The following is a 14127-nucleotide window of genomic DNA, read 5'->3' as shown; positions in this document are numbered from 1 at the left end:
CCCCGAGCAGTACCCGCTCGCGAGGCGTCGCGAGGGTATACCGCTCACGCTCCACGGAAGCCGTGGCGGGGACGACGGCTGCCCGCGAGTGGCCGATGTCCCTTGCCTGGTGAGCCACTGCCCGCAGGATGTGGCCGGGAGGGGCGCGTCGTCGGCTTCCGCCGCGGCCTGAGCGCCTGCTCACCGCCACCTGACCGGCGGCAATCACTAACGACGTCCCCCAGCTCATCCCGCTGCTCGAAGCCGTTCCGCCGGTGCGCGGCAAGCGTGGCCGGCCCCGGCGCCGCCCGAACATCGTGCTCGGTGACCGCGGTTACGGCCACGACAAGTACCGCCACCTCGTCTGGGCGCTCGGCGTGAAGCCGGAGATCGCCTGCGGCACCGAGCGCGGCTCGGTGCCCGGCACCCAACGCTGTGTCGTGGAGCGCGCCTTCGCTCACCTGCACTGGTTCCGTCGCCTGCGGATCCACCTGAGAGGTCCGCGCCGACGTCCACGGGGCCTCCCTGACCCTCGGATGCGCGCTGATCGGCTGGCGTCGACTGGGTCAGCTCGGTCGCAGCTGTCCGTGATGGGACGACGAAACGCCGACTGCCTACTTCGACGGCGGCTGACGGACGCGCTCCAGGCGCCTGCGCAGCTCTGCAACCCGGCCGGCTCCAGGTCGAAGGCGAACCGTTGGACCGAGCTGGAGCCATACAGGCCTGCTGCCCCGTGCAGTAGGTCAGCGAGAGCGTTTGTGCAGTAGCTGACATGATCATTGCGTTCCGAAGATCCGTCCGCGATGCGGCACGTTGCCCAACCGGCTCCGCCCAGTTCCCTCAGAAGCGGAACAGCTCGGCGAACCGACGGAGAAGGACAGGATCGCCCTCAACGCGCACGCTGCCGTCGGAGAGTACTTCGTCGGGGGCCTTGCTGCCGCTCATCAGCTCGCGGACCGGGTGTCCGGATAGGCGCTCGATCACGAGGTCAGGAGCAGGGTGTGCGCCGAGGCCGACGGTCAGCACACCGCCTGTGATCTGGAGGTTGATGGTGAACTCACCCAGGCGGACCTCAAACCCGACGGTGGCACCCTGGGCCGCTTCCGGCCGGTAGGCGGTGCGGAAGGACATGGCCACCGATTCGGCGGTGATGACTTCGCCGGGGCGCGGCTCGGTCATCGTTCGGGCTCCCCAGCGGCCCAGTGCAATGAGAGCCGGTTCCAGGTCACGCCCACAGTCGGTGAGCTCATAGACGACCGCGCGCTCAGGGTGCGGCAGTGCTCGGCGGGTGGCCAGTCCGTGCTCTTCAAGCTGCTTGAGACGGGTCGAAAGGATGTTGGTGGGGATCGCGGGCAGGCCGTTGCGAAGGTCCGTGTATCGCTGGGGTCCGCTGAGCAGATTGCGGACGATCAACACCGCCCACCGTTCACCAAGCACTTCCATTGCCCGGGCCAGTCCACAGAACTGTCCGTACTCGCGAGTCGCCATGATGCAGATAGTAACCCAAGATTCCCTTGACAAAGCATGCTTGCAAAGAACAAGCTCACTTCACATTCGGTTGTCCGCGAGTCCCAGACTCATCCGAGGAGTGATCGCATGACCGCAGCACGCACGATCGTGGCCGGGCTGTTCGTCCCGATGGACGGCGTCGTAGAAGGCCCGGAGAGGTGGGGTATGCCCTACACACCGGCGAGGCGGCCGAAGCAGTTACGCGGCTGTTCGACGACGGCGACGCCCGGCCTGCTGGGCCGCAGCACCCACCAGCTGTGGAGCTCCCCTTCCCGCGAGTCACCAGCGAGCAGCTGCCCACCGCCGACTGGCTGAATGCCGTGCCGAGGTACGTCGTCTCCTCCACCCTCACCGACGTCGGCGAGTGGTAGGGCAGCCGCCTGATCACGGGCGAAGACATCGCCGGCCAGACCCGAGCCCTCAAGCACCAGCCCGGCGGCAACATCAAGGTCGGCGGCAGCATCACCCTCGTCCAGTGGCTCATGAGCAACGGCCTGCTGGACGACCTCTACCTGCAGATCGCCCCCGTCATCGCCGGCACCAGCCGCACGGCGACAGATCCCCATGCACCTAGCGGCCACCCGCGCCTTCGCCAACCGCGTCATCGAAGCCCACTACACCCCCCAGCCCCGCTGACCCGCCCCACACCATTCCGTCCGCCCGTAACGACGACCAGGAAAGAACTTTGAAATGTCCCAGACACTCAAACCCCCGGCGGCCCTCAGCATGAGCCCGGCCCGCCCGGCGCCACGACTCCTTTCGGCCGCCGGCATCGCAGCGGGCCCGCTCTTCCTCGCCACCGGCCTGGCCCAGGGCCTGACCCGGCCCGGATTCGACTTCACCCGCAACGCTCTCAGCCAGCTCAGCCTCGGCGCCCTCGGCTGGATCCAGGTCACCGTCTTCCTACTCATCGGCCTGTTGGTCATCGGCGGTGCGATCGCGATACGCCATACGCTGCGCGATACGCCGGGCGGCACTTGGGCACCCCGACTGCTCGCTGTGTTCGGCACGTCGTTCCTTCTCGCTGGGGTCTTCAGCGCAGACCCAGGGGCCGGATTCCCCGCTGGTGCCCCCGAGGACCGGGCCACCTCGCTGAGTGCACACGGCACCGTCCACATGCTCAGCGGCGCCGTTGGCTACCTCGCGCTGTGCGCCGCCTTCCTCGTGCTCGCACGGCACTTCGCCGCCGACCGACAGCGCGGCTGGGCGCTCGCCGTCCGCCTCGTGCCGGTCGGCGTCCTGGCCGGATTCGCCGCCTCCGCCACCACCGCCGCGGCTTTCACCGCCGGAGCGGGACTAGGCCTGCTCGCACTCAGCGCCGTTACCGCTCGCCTAGCCGTGCCCAAGTGCCGGTAGCGGCCCTGTACCGCCGCCACATAAACCGCACCAGAACCGTCGCCAACCGACAGGAGCCTTCCCTCATGACGTCACCGGCCAAAGGTCCAGCCAGCTACTTTCCCGCGATCGAGAGGAAGTACGGCCGCCCGATAGAGGAGTGGCGTGATCTCATCCGCACCTCACCGCTGACCAAGCACATGGAACTCGTCGCCTGGCTCAAGGCCGAACACGGCCTAGGCCACGGTCACGCCAACGCACTGGTCTCGCACACACTGGCCGGCAACAACAGGTGATGCACTCCACCTCGCGGGCATTCACATCTGGACCCGACACTGACCGAAGAGACGCGAATGAACCGTGCCCCCTGGCGCGTCATCGGCGAGCGTCCGCGAGCCACTCGTCGAAGGTGATTGGCGCGATGCGGGCGCCCTCGCCGGGCAGAAGGACGTTGCCGGCCATCTCTGGCCCCAGGAGCGAGGACCATGTCGGGATCAACTTGACCGTGTGCCCGCGGGCATCGCTCGTGCGGCGGGCCATGTCCACCAGATCCTGCGGTTCCGGGCCGGCGACGTCGCGGTAGCGCCCCTGCGGTGCGTCCGTGGCGATCTCGGCGAGGATGTCGGCCACGTCCGCGGGCGCGATTGGCTGAACGAGCAGCGGCGGGATCGGGGCGACGCCGTCCTGCTCGGTCCAACTGGTCACCGTGGCGGCGAAGTCGTGGAACTGGGTGAAGGGAACGATCGTCCACGGCACCGGGCCCTGGGCCACGAGGCGCTCCTGCTCACGCTTACCGGCATAGTGGGCGTTGCCTTCGATACGGTCGATGCCGACGATCGAGAGCAGTACATGGTGACGGACACCGGCCCGTTTCTCGGCGGCAAGCAGGTTGCGGACGACGCGGTACCGAAGTGCGCCACCGCGTCGTCCGGATCGGCCGCCTCGTAGCTCGTGGTGTCCACGACGGCGTCGACGCCCCTCAGGTCGAGGGGATCTGGTCCCTCCTGCGACGCGGCTGGCTCTCCAACGTCGCGTTCAGTACCCCCGAACACCTCGTCCAGCGCATCCGGCGCGGCCTACGGCACATCCAGTACCGCAGCGAACTCATAGACGGCTGCCTCGCCGAGACCGGCCTGACGATCAGACCCACCTGAGCAACCCGGCCACATCACAAGTTCAACCTCAGTCATGCAGGGCGGCCGCGAGTGCCTCGGCCAAGGTCACGGGCGGGCGGCCGATCAGGCGGCGCAAGTCGCCAGAGTCGGTGTACATCTCGCCGCGGTTCATACCGCGGTCAGCGTCAGCGAGGACCTCCGCCAGCTCGGCGGGCAGGCCCGCGGAGGCCAGTACCTGGGCGAAGTCGGCCACCGGAAGGTCAGCATAAGTGACCTGCTTTCCGGCCGCAGCGGAGATCGCGGCGGCGAGCTCAGTCAGGGTGAAGGATTCGTCGCCGCCAAGCTCGTACACGGCGCCGGTGTGGCCTTCAGCGGTGAGGACGACCGCTGCGGCCTCGGCGTAGTCGGCGCGGGACGCGGCGCTGATCCGCCCCTCGCCTGCGGCGCCGACGACCGCGCCGTTCTGCAGGATCTGCGGCAGTTGGCTGGTGTAATTCTCCAGGTACCAGCCGTTGCGCAGCAGCACGCTGGGGATTCCGCGGTCCCGCAGATACGCCTCGGTCTCGCCGTGCGTGGCACCGATGACGGTGGTGGCCGTGTCCGCGTGCGTCGTGCTCGTGTACGCCACTAGCGACACGCCTGCGGACGCCGCGGCGTCGATCACGCGGCGGTGGTTGGCGACCCGCTCGCCCACGGGGACCGAGGCCGAGATCAGCAGCAGCCTTTCCGCTCCCGCGAATGCCTCGGCCAGGCCGTCGGTGTCCGCGAAGTCGGCGCGGCGTACCGTGATGCCTCGGTCGGCCAAATCCTTGATCCCGGCGATGTCCCGGCCGGTCGCGATGATGTCCGTGGCCGGGATCCCGCGCCGCAGCAGTGCCTCGACGGTGAGCCTGCCCAGCTGGCCGGTGGCTCCGGTGACGACGATCGGCATGATGGTCATTCCTTCCTTCCGCGCGTGCCTCGCACGCCTGCCGCGGTCCGTCCGCCGCGGGATGGAATACAGAATGACCTGGACACTCTCTGTTGGGGAGTAGCCACTCCTTGGTAGGGTACTTACCGCAGCGAAAGCATTGAGGTGAGCCGTATGGCTGCTGTCGAGAATGTGACCGGGCCCATTCCGTCATTCGATCCGTACGAGCGCGGCTGCCCGTCGCGGGACCTGCTCGACCAGATCGGCAGCAAGTGGGCGGTCCTCGTGCTCGGCGAACTCGGCCGGAACGGGACCTCCCGTTTCGGCCAGCTCCGGCAGGCGCTGGCGGGCGTGAGCGAGAAGATGCTCACCCAGACGCTGCGCACCCTCGAACGCGACGGGCTGGTCAGCCGGACCGTCTACCCAGAGGTGCCGCCGCACGTGGAGTATGAGCTGACCGCGCTCGGCCAGACGCTACGGGAACCGCTGAAGGCGCTCACGGAGTGGTCCGTGCTGCACATCGAAGAAGTCATCACCGCCCGCGAAGAGTACGACGACCGCACTGAGCGCACCAGGTAATCAGCGGCGGCCAGCGGTCTGGTCATAGACGGCCGCCTCGCCGAGACCGGCCCGACAGTCAGACCCACTTAAGCCACCCGGCGACATCACGAGTTCAACCTCAGTTAGTCATTCGGGGTGCTCCTCCGACTCAGGCGCAGCGGAGCAGACGCGGCCCCTGGAGTCCAGCTGGTCGTGCAGCGGCGAACCGGACTGGACGAGCCCGGTGTCCCTGCGGTCGCCAGACCACCGACATCTTGGGGGTCACCCAGGGTCTGGGGCCGTGCTCGACATGATGAGGCCAGTCGCAACGCCACCCTCCGGTACGGGCGCCGTGCGCACACCATCGGCCGGCGCCCGTCGCCTTGACTCAGTCACAGGCTCCGCGGCCCTACTGACGCCCTCATGTAGTTGATCGCTTCTACATCCGCGCCCCGTCTCTCTCCGGCTGGGCAGGCGAGGGCGCGGCCTTGGGAGGGCGCTTCCGGAGCGGCTTGCGCTCGGGAAGGGCGGGAGGGTTACTTGCCGACCTGGCTTTCCGCTTGGTGCTTGAGGTTGTTGACCCAGTTGTGGAGGGAGTTGTCCAGGGCAGTCTGCAGGGTGTCCTTGTTGGCGGTGACGGGGTCGCCGGTCCAGGATTCCTCGGTGTGGACGAGGACGCCGTCGGCGGCGGGGGTGAAGGTCCATACGTGGATGGCGGTGATGCCCTGGGCGGGGCCGCCCCAGGCCAGGCGCTTGCCGTAGTCGACCTGCTTGACGGTCGAGGTGATGTTCAGTCCTTCGGTGGTCCAGCGGAAGACGGAGCCGGGGCGCAGGCGTCCGGGGGTGTCTTTGACGACGACGTCGACGTTGGGCTGCCAGGTGGGCCAGTTCTCGACGTCGGTCTGGATCTTCCAAATGGTGTGCAGGGGGGCGTGGATGAGGATGTCGTCGCGGCTGATGACCGGGGCGCTGGCGTCGATCTGCACGTCGTCGGTGTGAGTGGCGGTGCCGGCCGTGATGGTGGTGGCGGTGGTGGTGGGCGGGTCGTCGTTGAGAGCGTGGGCGGTGCCGGTGGCGAGGAGGACAGCGCCGGCCGTGGCGGCGGCGAACTTCGTTGCGGTGAGGATGCGCATGGTGGGGCCTTTCATCACGTGTGGCGGTGGTTGTCTGCTGGCAGCGGACCGGGCCGGGCAAGGGAGTGGGTGTAGTTACGGGGCGCCTGAGGCGGATCGCGTCAGGCGTGCAGGACGACCTTTCCTGCAACGGTGCCGGACTCGGCCAGCCGCATCGCCTCGGCGGCCCGGGCGAGGGGTAGTTCGGCGGCGATGTGGGCGGTGATCTCACCGCGCCGGAGGGCTTCGAAGACCTCGGTGAGGTCGGTGCGCAGCCGGGCGCGGAAGCGGCTGCGGTTCAGGGCTCGGCCGGCCCAGACGTTGAAGAAGTAGGCGCGGCGGCGGTTGGGCAGGGCGTTCCACAGCCAGACCCGACCGAGGAGCTTGAGGACGGGCCACTGCTTGGAGCCCTCGTCGTCGCGGGTGGAGGCGCTGCCGTAGGAGACGAGGGTGCCGCCGGGCGCGAGCAGGCGCCAGGAGTCGATGATGCCGCGGCCGCCGACGTGATCGAAGACGGCGTCCACGCCGCGCGGGGCGAGCTCGCGGACGCGAGCGGGGATGTCCTCGCTGCGATAGTCGATCGGGCTCACCCCCCGCTCCCGCAGGGCAGCGTGGTGGCGCACGGACGCGGTGCCGATCACCTTCGCTCCCGCGGCCTGCGCGAGCTGGACGAGCACGGAGCCGACGCCGCCGTTGGCCCCGTGCAACAGAACCGTCTGCCCGGCGCGGACGCGGGCCTTGCGGTGCAGCATCTGCCAGGCCGTGATGCCGTTGATCACCACGGTCTCGGCCTCGGCCGCGCTGATCCCCTCCGGGACCGGTACGACGTCGGCGGCGTCGACGACCACGTGGCTGGCCCAGCCGCCGACCTTCAGCAGTACGGCCACCCGGCTGCCGGCAAGCGCGGGGGCGACGCCGTCCCCGGTCTGCGCGACGGTGCCGACCAGGTCGTAGCCGGGGACGAAGGGGAAGGGCGGCTGGTCGTAGTAACGGCCGCGGCGCATCTGCTGCTCGGCGAAGGAGACACCGGTCGCCTCCATGCGGATGACGACCTGCCCCGGCCCCGCACTGGGGACGGCACCCTGCCGCACCTGCAGTTCCTCCGGCTCGACCTTGCCCGGCAGTACGACCTCGATCATTTCTGCGGCGTTCATGGCGACCTCCATCGACTCCACCAACTTCGTTAGTGGCTAGTGCGTTCGTTAGAAGTTATAACTGGACGCGCAGTGACAGTCAAGCGCGTTCGTAATAGGGTCTAACTCAGAGCGGGCGGGCAGCCGCTCACCCGGACTACGAAAAGCCGGCGAACACGCCAGGGAAGGGATGAGCACATGGCCATCGCGGGCAAGGACACCCCACGCGAGCGCTACCGCGCCCAGCTACGCGCCGAGATCAAGCAGCACGCCTGGGAACAGATCGCCGCCGCCGGAGCGCCCGGGTTGTCCTTGAACGCCATCGCCAAACAGATGGGCATGAGCGGCCCCGCGCTCTACCGGTACTTCGCCAGCCGCGACGAGCTGATCACCGAACTGATCCGCGACGCCTACCGCAGCCTCGCCGACACCATCCGCGCTACCGCCGACTCCGGCGCAGACCTGGCCGGACTGGGACACGCCCTGCGCGCCTGGGCCCTGGACGACCCCCAGCGCTACTTCCTCATCTACGGCACACCCGTCCCCGGCTACCACGCCCCCGACGACATCACCACGATCGCCTCCGAGATCATGGACGCCCTCCTCAACGCCGCCACCGGCGGCACCCCCGCCGACACCCCGGACGACGCCCGCTTGGAGGCCCACCTCGCCGAGCACCGCGAGTGGGCAGCCGACCACCCCGCACCCCCCTCCGCCCTGCGCCGCGCCCTGCTCTTCTGGACCCGCCTGCACGGCATCCTGTCCCTGGAACTGGCAGGCCAATTCACCGGCATGGGGCTCGACCCGGCAGAGCTGTACAACAGCGAATTGCGCCACCTGACCTGTACCGATCTCTGCAAAGCTACGGACCAGGAGGTCGCTGACGTCCACGGCTGACAGGGAGGATCGGTTTCTCCCGCCGGACCTCTGCTCGGACTGTGGGGGGCGCAGTACTGTGCGGAGCGCAAAGTGCCGGAAGACGCAGAGGTGTTGATCGATGCAGTGGATGACCCGGGTCGATGTCGAAGCGTCGCCGGAGGCTTTGTGGCGGGTCGTCGCGGAGGTGGAACGCTGGCCGGAGTTCATCGTCACCATGCGGCGCGTCGAGCGCCTCGACGGCAAGGAGCCGGGGCCGGGCTCGCTGGTGCGCATCGCCCAACCACGCATGCCGGTGCTGACGTGGCGGATCACCGAATGGACACCCGGCCGGTCCTTCAGCTGGCAGTCCGCGTCCGGCGGTGTGACGACGACCGGCACACATGTCGTCGCCCCCAGAGGCCACGGGAGCACCCTGACCCTGGGCATCGACCAAACCGGTTTCGCAGCACCACTCGTAGGCCTGCTGACGGGCTGGCAGACGCGACGATACGTCGAGGTCGAGGCGACGAGCCTGAGGTCGCGTGCCGAGGCATCGGGCTGACGCAGTTCGGGTGACGCCTTCTCGCCCCAGCCGGTGACCCGGGCACCGGCCCGTGCTCCCAGTGGGTGCCCGAAGGGCGGCCGGGACAGCCTGCGGATCTGGCGGCAGCGGTGGAGACGAAGGGGGGCGAGGAGTGGCGTGCGTTGCTACTTCTGCCGTCGCCGCATGCTTGCTCGTACGAGCTCTTAGGGCTTCGTAATGGTGCCCTTCCAACCGGGCCCTCACTTCAGCGACGGGCAGGTGGCTGCCGGAAAGAACATCACGCCGAACTGGCAGACCACCAGGTCGAAGCCTCCGTCCGAGAACGGCAGCCGCTGCGCGTCGGCCTGCCGCCACTCCGCGCCTGAGGCCCAGGCCGACCCGAAGACGACCACGGCCTCATTCAGGTCAGTGGCCGTCACGCCGGCCGACGGTGCTGCGGCGAGTAGGCTCGACGTCAACACGCCTGTACCCGCAGCCAGTTCGAGAATGCGCCGAGGGTGGGGTGCCGCCGCCCTCGCGGTCAGGTCCGCGGCGAAGGGCCGGAAGACCACGGGCACGAGGTACTGCTCATAGGCCGCTGGCATGGACTCGGGCCACCGCTGGTCGGCGTTGATTCCCGTCACCCTTATGACGGAAGTGCCGCACCCGGAGGCCCCCTGTTCCGCCGCGCCGCCCTGCACCCCGGAGCCGGCCCTGCCTGACAAGTCGGCAGGGCAATCGTTCTCCGACGCGGCACTACCGACAGCTTTGCGCGGGGGATGAACTTGCCTGGACCCCCTGAACGACCTGCACGGGTTTCGTAACGCGTCCAATCTCGTCGCTCGCCTGAGCGATCCGGTGGAACGTCGTGTGCGCCATGGTCGCTGCATGACTGATACCCCCCACCACAACGCCACGGACCCGCAGTGCGCCCCCGAGCCGGCCACCCGCAGGTCCGTCATCGCCGCCCTCGGCGCCACCGCGCTCGGCGTGGCCGCAGCTGGACTCGCCGCCACGCAGACCGCGGCGGCGGCGCCCCCGAGCGCGGACCGGTCCGCTCCCCCGCTCGCTGCGGCGTGCGTCCTCACGCCCGAGCAGACCGAGGGCCCCTACTACCTGGACCTGGAGCGAGTCCGCAAGGACATCACCGAGGGCAAGGCCGGCGTTCCGCTGACCCTGCGCGTCACGGTCATAGACAGCACCACCTGCGCCACGCTGCCCAACACGGCAGTCGACATCTGGCACTGTGACGCGCTGGGGATCTACTCCGGCTACGTCGCCGGCGGATCCACCCCCGACACGACCTTCCTGCGCGGTGTGCAACTGACCGACGCGTCCGGGGTCGCGGAGTTCACCACCGTCTACCCGGGGTGGTACGTCGGCCGGGCCCTTCACATCCACGTCAAGACGCACGCGGGCGGCACCGTCTCCAACGGGACCTATCACGGAGGCCATGTCTCCCACACCGGCCAGCTCTACTTCCCGGAGACGTACAACGCCAGGGTCGCCGCCCTGTCGCCTTACCGGAACAACACGGCCTCGCGCACGCTCAACGCGAGGGACGGTATCTACCGCAACGGCGGTTCGGCCACCCTGTTGACCCTCACCCAGACGGGTAGTGACCTGGGCAAGGGCGTAACGGGGTCCGTCGTACTCGGGATCGACCCCACTGCCACACCCTGACGGTCCCGAGGGAGCGGTGGCCGAGTCCGGCCGCCGCGCTCACTGCCCAGTCGTCTTGCATGGTTTCGGCGCGAGAACGTGCGGCCAGGAATCGGGGATGAGCCGGAGTCGAACGTGCGAGGTATGCGGTACGGCGCTGATTCCGAGGCCGCGGAGCGGCCGGCCGGCTCGGTACTGTTCCAACGCCTGCCGGCAACGGGCGTTCCGGCGTCGGACGGCAGCGCGGGACACCTTCCGGGCCCAGGGTGCCGCGTCGGCCGCGGCCCCCACAGCAGCATCCGCCGCGGCGATCGCAGCAACCCGTGGCCGAGCCCTGCCGCCGGCGCTCGACTCCTTCGTCGGCCGGCGGCAGGAGTTGTCGGACCTGCGCGCGCTGCTCAGGAGCACACGGCTGCTCACGCTGACCGGAGCGGGCGGTGTGGGCAAGACGCGGCTGGCGCTGGAGTTCGCCCGCGGGATATCCAGCCGGTACGCCCGGCTCGACCTGGTGGAGCTCGACGCGCTGCGGGACGGCGCAACTCTGACCCAGTCCGTGGCCGCCGCGCTGGGCATGGGCGAACGGGCGGGCCCTACCGGCGTCGACGTCGTGGTCCGTGCCATCGGTGATGCCTCCCGGCTGCTGATTCTGGACAACTGCGAGCACCTCGCCGAGCCGTGCGCCAGGCTGGTTGTGACACTGCTGGGCCGTTGCCCCCGGCTGCGGATCCTGGCCACGAGCCGTGAGGCATTGCGGGTGCCCGGGGAGACCGTGTTCCGGGTCGGCGAGCTGTCCCTGCCGCCGGCTGACGCCGGGAACGACGTGACGGCCCTGCAGCGGGCGGACGCGGTACGGCTGTTCGTGGAGCGTGCCGCGCACCGCTCGCCCGGGTTTGCGCTGGACCGAACCAACGGCCCATTGGTCGCGGAGATCTGCCGACGGCTGGACGGCCTGACTCTCGCCGTAGAGCTAGCGGCCTGCCACATCGGCGCCTTCGCGCCGGGCGACATCCTCGCGGGCCTGGACGACCATGCGTCTGAGCTGGACCTCCTGGCCGGTGGCAGCAGGACCGGGCCCCGGCGGCACAGCACGCTCGCCACCGCCGTCGACTGGAGTTACCGGCTGCTGGATCCGGCGGAACAGGCCGTCTTCCGGCGCCTCGCGGTCCTCGCCGGAGGGTTCGATCTGGCCGCGGCGCGCTCGGTGTGCGCCGGCGGCGGCATCGGGCCGCAAGACGTCTTTCCCCTCCTGCGCGCGCTTGAGGCGAAGTCACTGATCGCACGGTTGCCCGGGGGTACGGCACCCACCCGCTTCCGGCAGCTCGGTGTCATCCGCGCCTACGCCATGGAACGTCTGCGCGCATCCGGCGAGCTGGGCCCCACCCTGCGCGACGCCCTCGCATGGCTCCACGAGGTGGCCGAGCGAGCTTGTGGGGATGTGTTCGCCGACCAGGCGAGCAGCCCGCTGACGGTGGAACGGGACAACCTCGCCTCGGTGCCGGCCCACGCCACCGGCCAGGACGAGACCACGCGGGTACGGCTGACCCTTGAACTGGCCCGGGTGCACTACCAGCAAGAGCAACCTTCAGTTGCGGGCGCACTGCTGACCGGACTGCTGCGAGAGCCCGGCGGTCAGGCACTGGGCGGGGAGGTGGCCGCGCTCGCCACACGGGTGGCCGCCCAGCAGGCCGACCCGCACCGAGCACTGTCCCTGGGCGAGCGGGCGGTGAACCTGGAGCGGCAGCGTCACGTGCCCTCCGGACTCGCCAACGCACTCGACGCCAGGGCCGCGGCGTGGCTGTGTCGCGGCGAATTCACCGAGGCCGTCTCAGATCTGCGCGCGTGCCTGGACGTCGTCGCCCCGCTCGGCTCGCCCGAGGACGTCGCCTGGTGCACCCAGCACCTGGCCTGGGCTCTGCTCCAGGCGGGCGGGGAGCGCGAGGCCGACGAGCTGATGGCGGATTGCCTTCCGGTGCTCAGGGAGCAGGCGCCCTGGCCCCGGGTCGCGGCCGCGCTACACACGGCAGGCGCCGTTCGGCTGGCTCTGGGGCAGATGGAGAGCGCCGAGGCCCTCTTCACCGAAGTGCTGCGCATTGCCCCCGGGGGGAGCTTCCACGCGCTGTACCCCGTCGAGGGCCTGGCGCTGGTGGCTGCAGAGAGCGGTGACATGCAGCGCGCCCTGAGGTTGTGCGAGGCGAGTGCGCTGGCGCGACGCCTGCTGGACACCGAGCCCGAGGCGTCCTGGCGACGCACGATCGAGGAGGCGGCGGCCCGCGCCCGGACTGTGCTGCCGACGGCGGCGCGGGAGGCCGCGGTCGTCGGCGCTCACGAGCTGCGCGGGGACCGGCTCGTCGCCTACGCCCTGCGGACAGGCAGCGGTGAGCAGGTCCGGCGGGGGCTGGACACCATGGGGGTCGACGACGAGCGGTGGCGGCTGACCGCGAGGGAGTCCATGGTGGTCGAACTCGTCGCGGAGGGGCTGACGAACCGGCAGATCGCAAGTGAGCTCGGCCTTTCGGCGCATACGGTCGCCACGCACCTGGACAGGGTGCGCGACAAGCTGGGTCTTCGCTCACGTACACAGATCGCTCTGTGGTTCGACCGGCCTCGGAGCTACAGGAGGTAGGACGGCGGGGCGGGCAGACGTCATCGTGGTGATTCCTTCTGGTGCGACCTGCGCTCGGGGGTTCGGGGCTCGTCTGGCGGACAAGCTGCACGTCGACAGGCAGTGCAACTGCCGGCACTGTCCTGCCGGACAGCACGGGGGCGACGCGGTGTGCAGGCGTCGCGGTATCGGAGAGTCAAGCGCCTACCACCTCCTCCCCGCCGAAGGCGTCACCGACGACACCGCCCTGGTCGTCTTCAGCCTGTGAGGGGGAAAGCTGGGGGGCTGACCAACTTCAGCGGCTCGCCGGCCTCGGCCTCGACCGGGCGCAGCAGTTGGCTGTCCGAGTCTCCGCGCTGACGGGCCTCGGCATTACCTGCGGCTCGCCCGCCACCGCCCCGTCGTCGAGCACGAACCGGCAGCCCTCGTCGTCGGTCACGACGCCGACCACCGGACCCCGACGGTCGCCTACGCCATCGAGCTCGGGTACGACGCGGTCCGCTGCGGGCGTGGGTGTGCCGCAAGAGCGGCCGGTTCCTGGACGGCTGGTCCCAGCAGCACGCCGTGGCAGCCGGTGTGGGCGTGGTGGCGGCCGGCCCACTGGTTCCTGGTCCACCCGAGCCTGGACGGCGACTGCGGCCGGGGTCGACGACACCTTCGGTGGCGCGCGGCACGTGGTGCGCATCGCCGAAGGCGACCTGCCCGTGGGGCTCATCCACGCAGGCAGCAGGGGGTATCTGCGGGAGGTCTGCGGGAGATCGGTCTGCCCGCCTGGGGGATGTGCCACAGCGCTCAGTACGAGATCCACCCGCTGGACGCCTGCGCCCGCCGGCGGAGGATGCCCTGCCG

The 14127-nt window shown here is 69.8% G+C and carries 13 protein-coding genes and 3 pseudogenes; 10 read left to right on the top strand and 6 right to left on the bottom strand.

Annotated features, from left to right (window positions below):
* Window positions 1–190: 190 nt before the first annotated feature.
* Window positions 191–570: pseudogene (locus ACZ7JA_RS28325) on the top strand (transposase); the annotation flags it as partial.
* Window positions 571–819: 249 nt separating this feature from the next.
* Here ACZ7JA_RS28325 and ACZ7JA_RS28320 read toward each other — a convergent pair.
* Window positions 820–1467, bottom strand: a complete 648-nt coding sequence (locus ACZ7JA_RS28320; protein ID WP_450750887.1) for a winged helix-turn-helix transcriptional regulator — start codon at window positions 1465–1467, stop codon at window positions 820–822.
* 401 nt (window positions 1468–1868) lie between these two features.
* Here ACZ7JA_RS28320 and ACZ7JA_RS28315 point away from each other — a divergent pair, with 401 nt between their 5' ends.
* From ACZ7JA_RS28315 to ACZ7JA_RS28305, 3 genes are all read left to right on the top strand, one after another.
* Window positions 1869–2177 carry a dihydrofolate reductase family protein gene (locus tag ACZ7JA_RS28315; protein WP_470811348.1) on the top strand — a complete coding sequence of 103 codons (309 nt, stop codon included), beginning with the start codon at window positions 1869–1871 and terminating at the stop codon, window positions 2175–2177.
* A gap of 1 nt (window position 2178) precedes the next feature.
* The gene (locus ACZ7JA_RS28310; protein WP_470811149.1) at window positions 2179–2844 is read left to right on the top strand and encodes a DUF998 domain-containing protein; all 666 of its coding nucleotides are present in this window, start codon (window positions 2179–2181) and stop codon (window positions 2842–2844) included.
* A gap of 65 nt (window positions 2845–2909) precedes the next feature.
* The gene (locus tag ACZ7JA_RS28305) at window positions 2910–3119 is read left to right on the top strand and encodes a DUF4287 domain-containing protein (protein ID WP_351667015.1); all 210 of its coding nucleotides are present in this window, start codon (window positions 2910–2912) and stop codon (window positions 3117–3119) included.
* Between the two features lie 79 nt (window positions 3120–3198).
* On the opposite strand, the gene ACZ7JA_RS28300 is transcribed toward ACZ7JA_RS28305, so the two are convergent.
* Window positions 3199–3711: an SDR family oxidoreductase gene (locus ACZ7JA_RS28300; protein WP_470811346.1), complete on the bottom strand. Its 513-nt coding sequence runs from the start codon at window positions 3709–3711 to the stop codon at window positions 3199–3201.
* Between the two features lie 83 nt (window positions 3712–3794).
* Here ACZ7JA_RS28300 and ACZ7JA_RS28295 point away from each other — a divergent pair.
* Window positions 3795–3977 (top strand): annotated as a pseudogene (locus tag ACZ7JA_RS28295) (IS630 family transposase); the annotation flags it as partial.
* 28 nt (window positions 3978–4005) lie between these two features.
* Here ACZ7JA_RS28295 and ACZ7JA_RS28290 read toward each other — a convergent pair.
* Window positions 4006–4878, bottom strand: a complete 873-nt coding sequence (locus tag ACZ7JA_RS28290; protein WP_470811147.1) for an SDR family oxidoreductase — start codon at window positions 4876–4878, stop codon at window positions 4006–4008.
* A 144-nt stretch (window positions 4879–5022) separates the two neighbouring features.
* Between ACZ7JA_RS28290 and ACZ7JA_RS28285 the strand changes: the two genes are divergently transcribed.
* The gene (locus tag ACZ7JA_RS28285; protein ID WP_390684160.1) at window positions 5023–5427 is read left to right on the top strand and encodes a winged helix-turn-helix transcriptional regulator; all 405 of its coding nucleotides are present in this window, start codon (window positions 5023–5025) and stop codon (window positions 5425–5427) included.
* A gap of 497 nt (window positions 5428–5924) precedes the next feature.
* On the opposite strand, the gene ACZ7JA_RS28280 is transcribed toward ACZ7JA_RS28285, so the two are convergent.
* Together ACZ7JA_RS28280 and ACZ7JA_RS28275 are read right to left on the bottom strand one after the other, a co-directional pair.
* Window positions 5925–6521, bottom strand: coding sequence for an SRPBCC family protein (locus tag ACZ7JA_RS28280; RefSeq protein WP_470811145.1), 597 nt, complete (start codon window positions 6519–6521; stop codon window positions 5925–5927).
* A 101-nt stretch (window positions 6522–6622) separates the two neighbouring features.
* Window positions 6623–7654, bottom strand: coding sequence for a medium chain dehydrogenase/reductase family protein (locus ACZ7JA_RS28275; protein ID WP_470811143.1), 1032 nt, complete (start codon window positions 7652–7654; stop codon window positions 6623–6625).
* Window positions 7655–7831: 177 nt separating this feature from the next.
* On the opposite strand from ACZ7JA_RS28275, the gene ACZ7JA_RS28270 reads away from it, so the two are divergent.
* The gene (locus ACZ7JA_RS28270; RefSeq protein ID WP_470811141.1) at window positions 7832–8530 is read left to right on the top strand and encodes a TetR/AcrR family transcriptional regulator; all 699 of its coding nucleotides are present in this window, start codon (window positions 7832–7834) and stop codon (window positions 8528–8530) included.
* Between the two features lie 100 nt (window positions 8531–8630).
* The gene (locus ACZ7JA_RS28265; protein WP_351667021.1) at window positions 8631–9053 is read left to right on the top strand and encodes an SRPBCC family protein; all 423 of its coding nucleotides are present in this window, start codon (window positions 8631–8633) and stop codon (window positions 9051–9053) included.
* Window positions 9054–9301: 248 nt separating this feature from the next.
* Here ACZ7JA_RS28265 and ACZ7JA_RS28260 read toward each other — a convergent pair.
* Window positions 9302–9619: pseudogene (locus ACZ7JA_RS28260) on the bottom strand (class I SAM-dependent methyltransferase); the annotation flags it as partial.
* Between the two features lie 283 nt (window positions 9620–9902).
* Between ACZ7JA_RS28260 and ACZ7JA_RS28255 the strand changes: the two are divergent.
* Window positions 9903–10697: an intradiol ring-cleavage dioxygenase gene (locus ACZ7JA_RS28255; RefSeq protein WP_389298602.1), complete on the top strand. Its 795-nt coding sequence runs from the start codon at window positions 9903–9905 to the stop codon at window positions 10695–10697.
* A 355-nt stretch (window positions 10698–11052) separates the two neighbouring features.
* The gene (locus ACZ7JA_RS28250) at window positions 11053–13299 is read left to right on the top strand and encodes an ATP-binding protein (RefSeq protein ID WP_470811138.1); all 2247 of its coding nucleotides are present in this window, start codon (window positions 11053–11055) and stop codon (window positions 13297–13299) included.
* The last annotated feature ends 828 nt before the right edge of the window (window positions 13300–14127 follow it).

It is taken from the genome of Streptomyces sp. NPDC038135, from assembly GCF_055601245.1.
Note: the sequence above shows the minus strand (reverse complement) of the source record. Positions and strands in the feature narration are given on the sequence as shown.

Coding starts and splice junctions, on each gene's coding strand:
- ACZ7JA_RS28320 (WP_450750887.1), bottom strand. CDS start 1,467: ATGGCGACTCGCGAGTACGGACAGTTCTGTGGACTGGCCCGGGCAATG.
- ACZ7JA_RS28310 (WP_470811149.1), top strand. CDS start 2,179: ATGTCCCAGACACTCAAACCCCCGGCGGCCCTCAGCATGAGCCCGGCC.
- ACZ7JA_RS28305 (WP_351667015.1), top strand. CDS start 2,910: ATGACGTCACCGGCCAAAGGTCCAGCCAGCTACTTTCCCGCGATCGAG.
- ACZ7JA_RS28290 (WP_470811147.1), bottom strand. CDS start 4,878: ATGACCATCATGCCGATCGTCGTCACCGGAGCCACCGGCCAGCTGGGC.
- ACZ7JA_RS28285 (WP_390684160.1), top strand. CDS start 5,023: ATGGCTGCTGTCGAGAATGTGACCGGGCCCATTCCGTCATTCGATCCG.
- ACZ7JA_RS28280 (WP_470811145.1), bottom strand. CDS start 6,521: ATGCGCATCCTCACCGCAACGAAGTTCGCCGCCGCCACGGCCGGCGCT.
- ACZ7JA_RS28275 (WP_470811143.1), bottom strand. CDS start 7,654: ATGAACGCCGCAGAAATGATCGAGGTCGTACTGCCGGGCAAGGTCGAG.
- ACZ7JA_RS28270 (WP_470811141.1), top strand. CDS start 7,832: ATGGCCATCGCGGGCAAGGACACCCCACGCGAGCGCTACCGCGCCCAG.
- ACZ7JA_RS28265 (WP_351667021.1), top strand. CDS start 8,631: ATGCAGTGGATGACCCGGGTCGATGTCGAAGCGTCGCCGGAGGCTTTG.
- ACZ7JA_RS28255 (WP_389298602.1), top strand. CDS start 9,903: ATGACTGATACCCCCCACCACAACGCCACGGACCCGCAGTGCGCCCCC.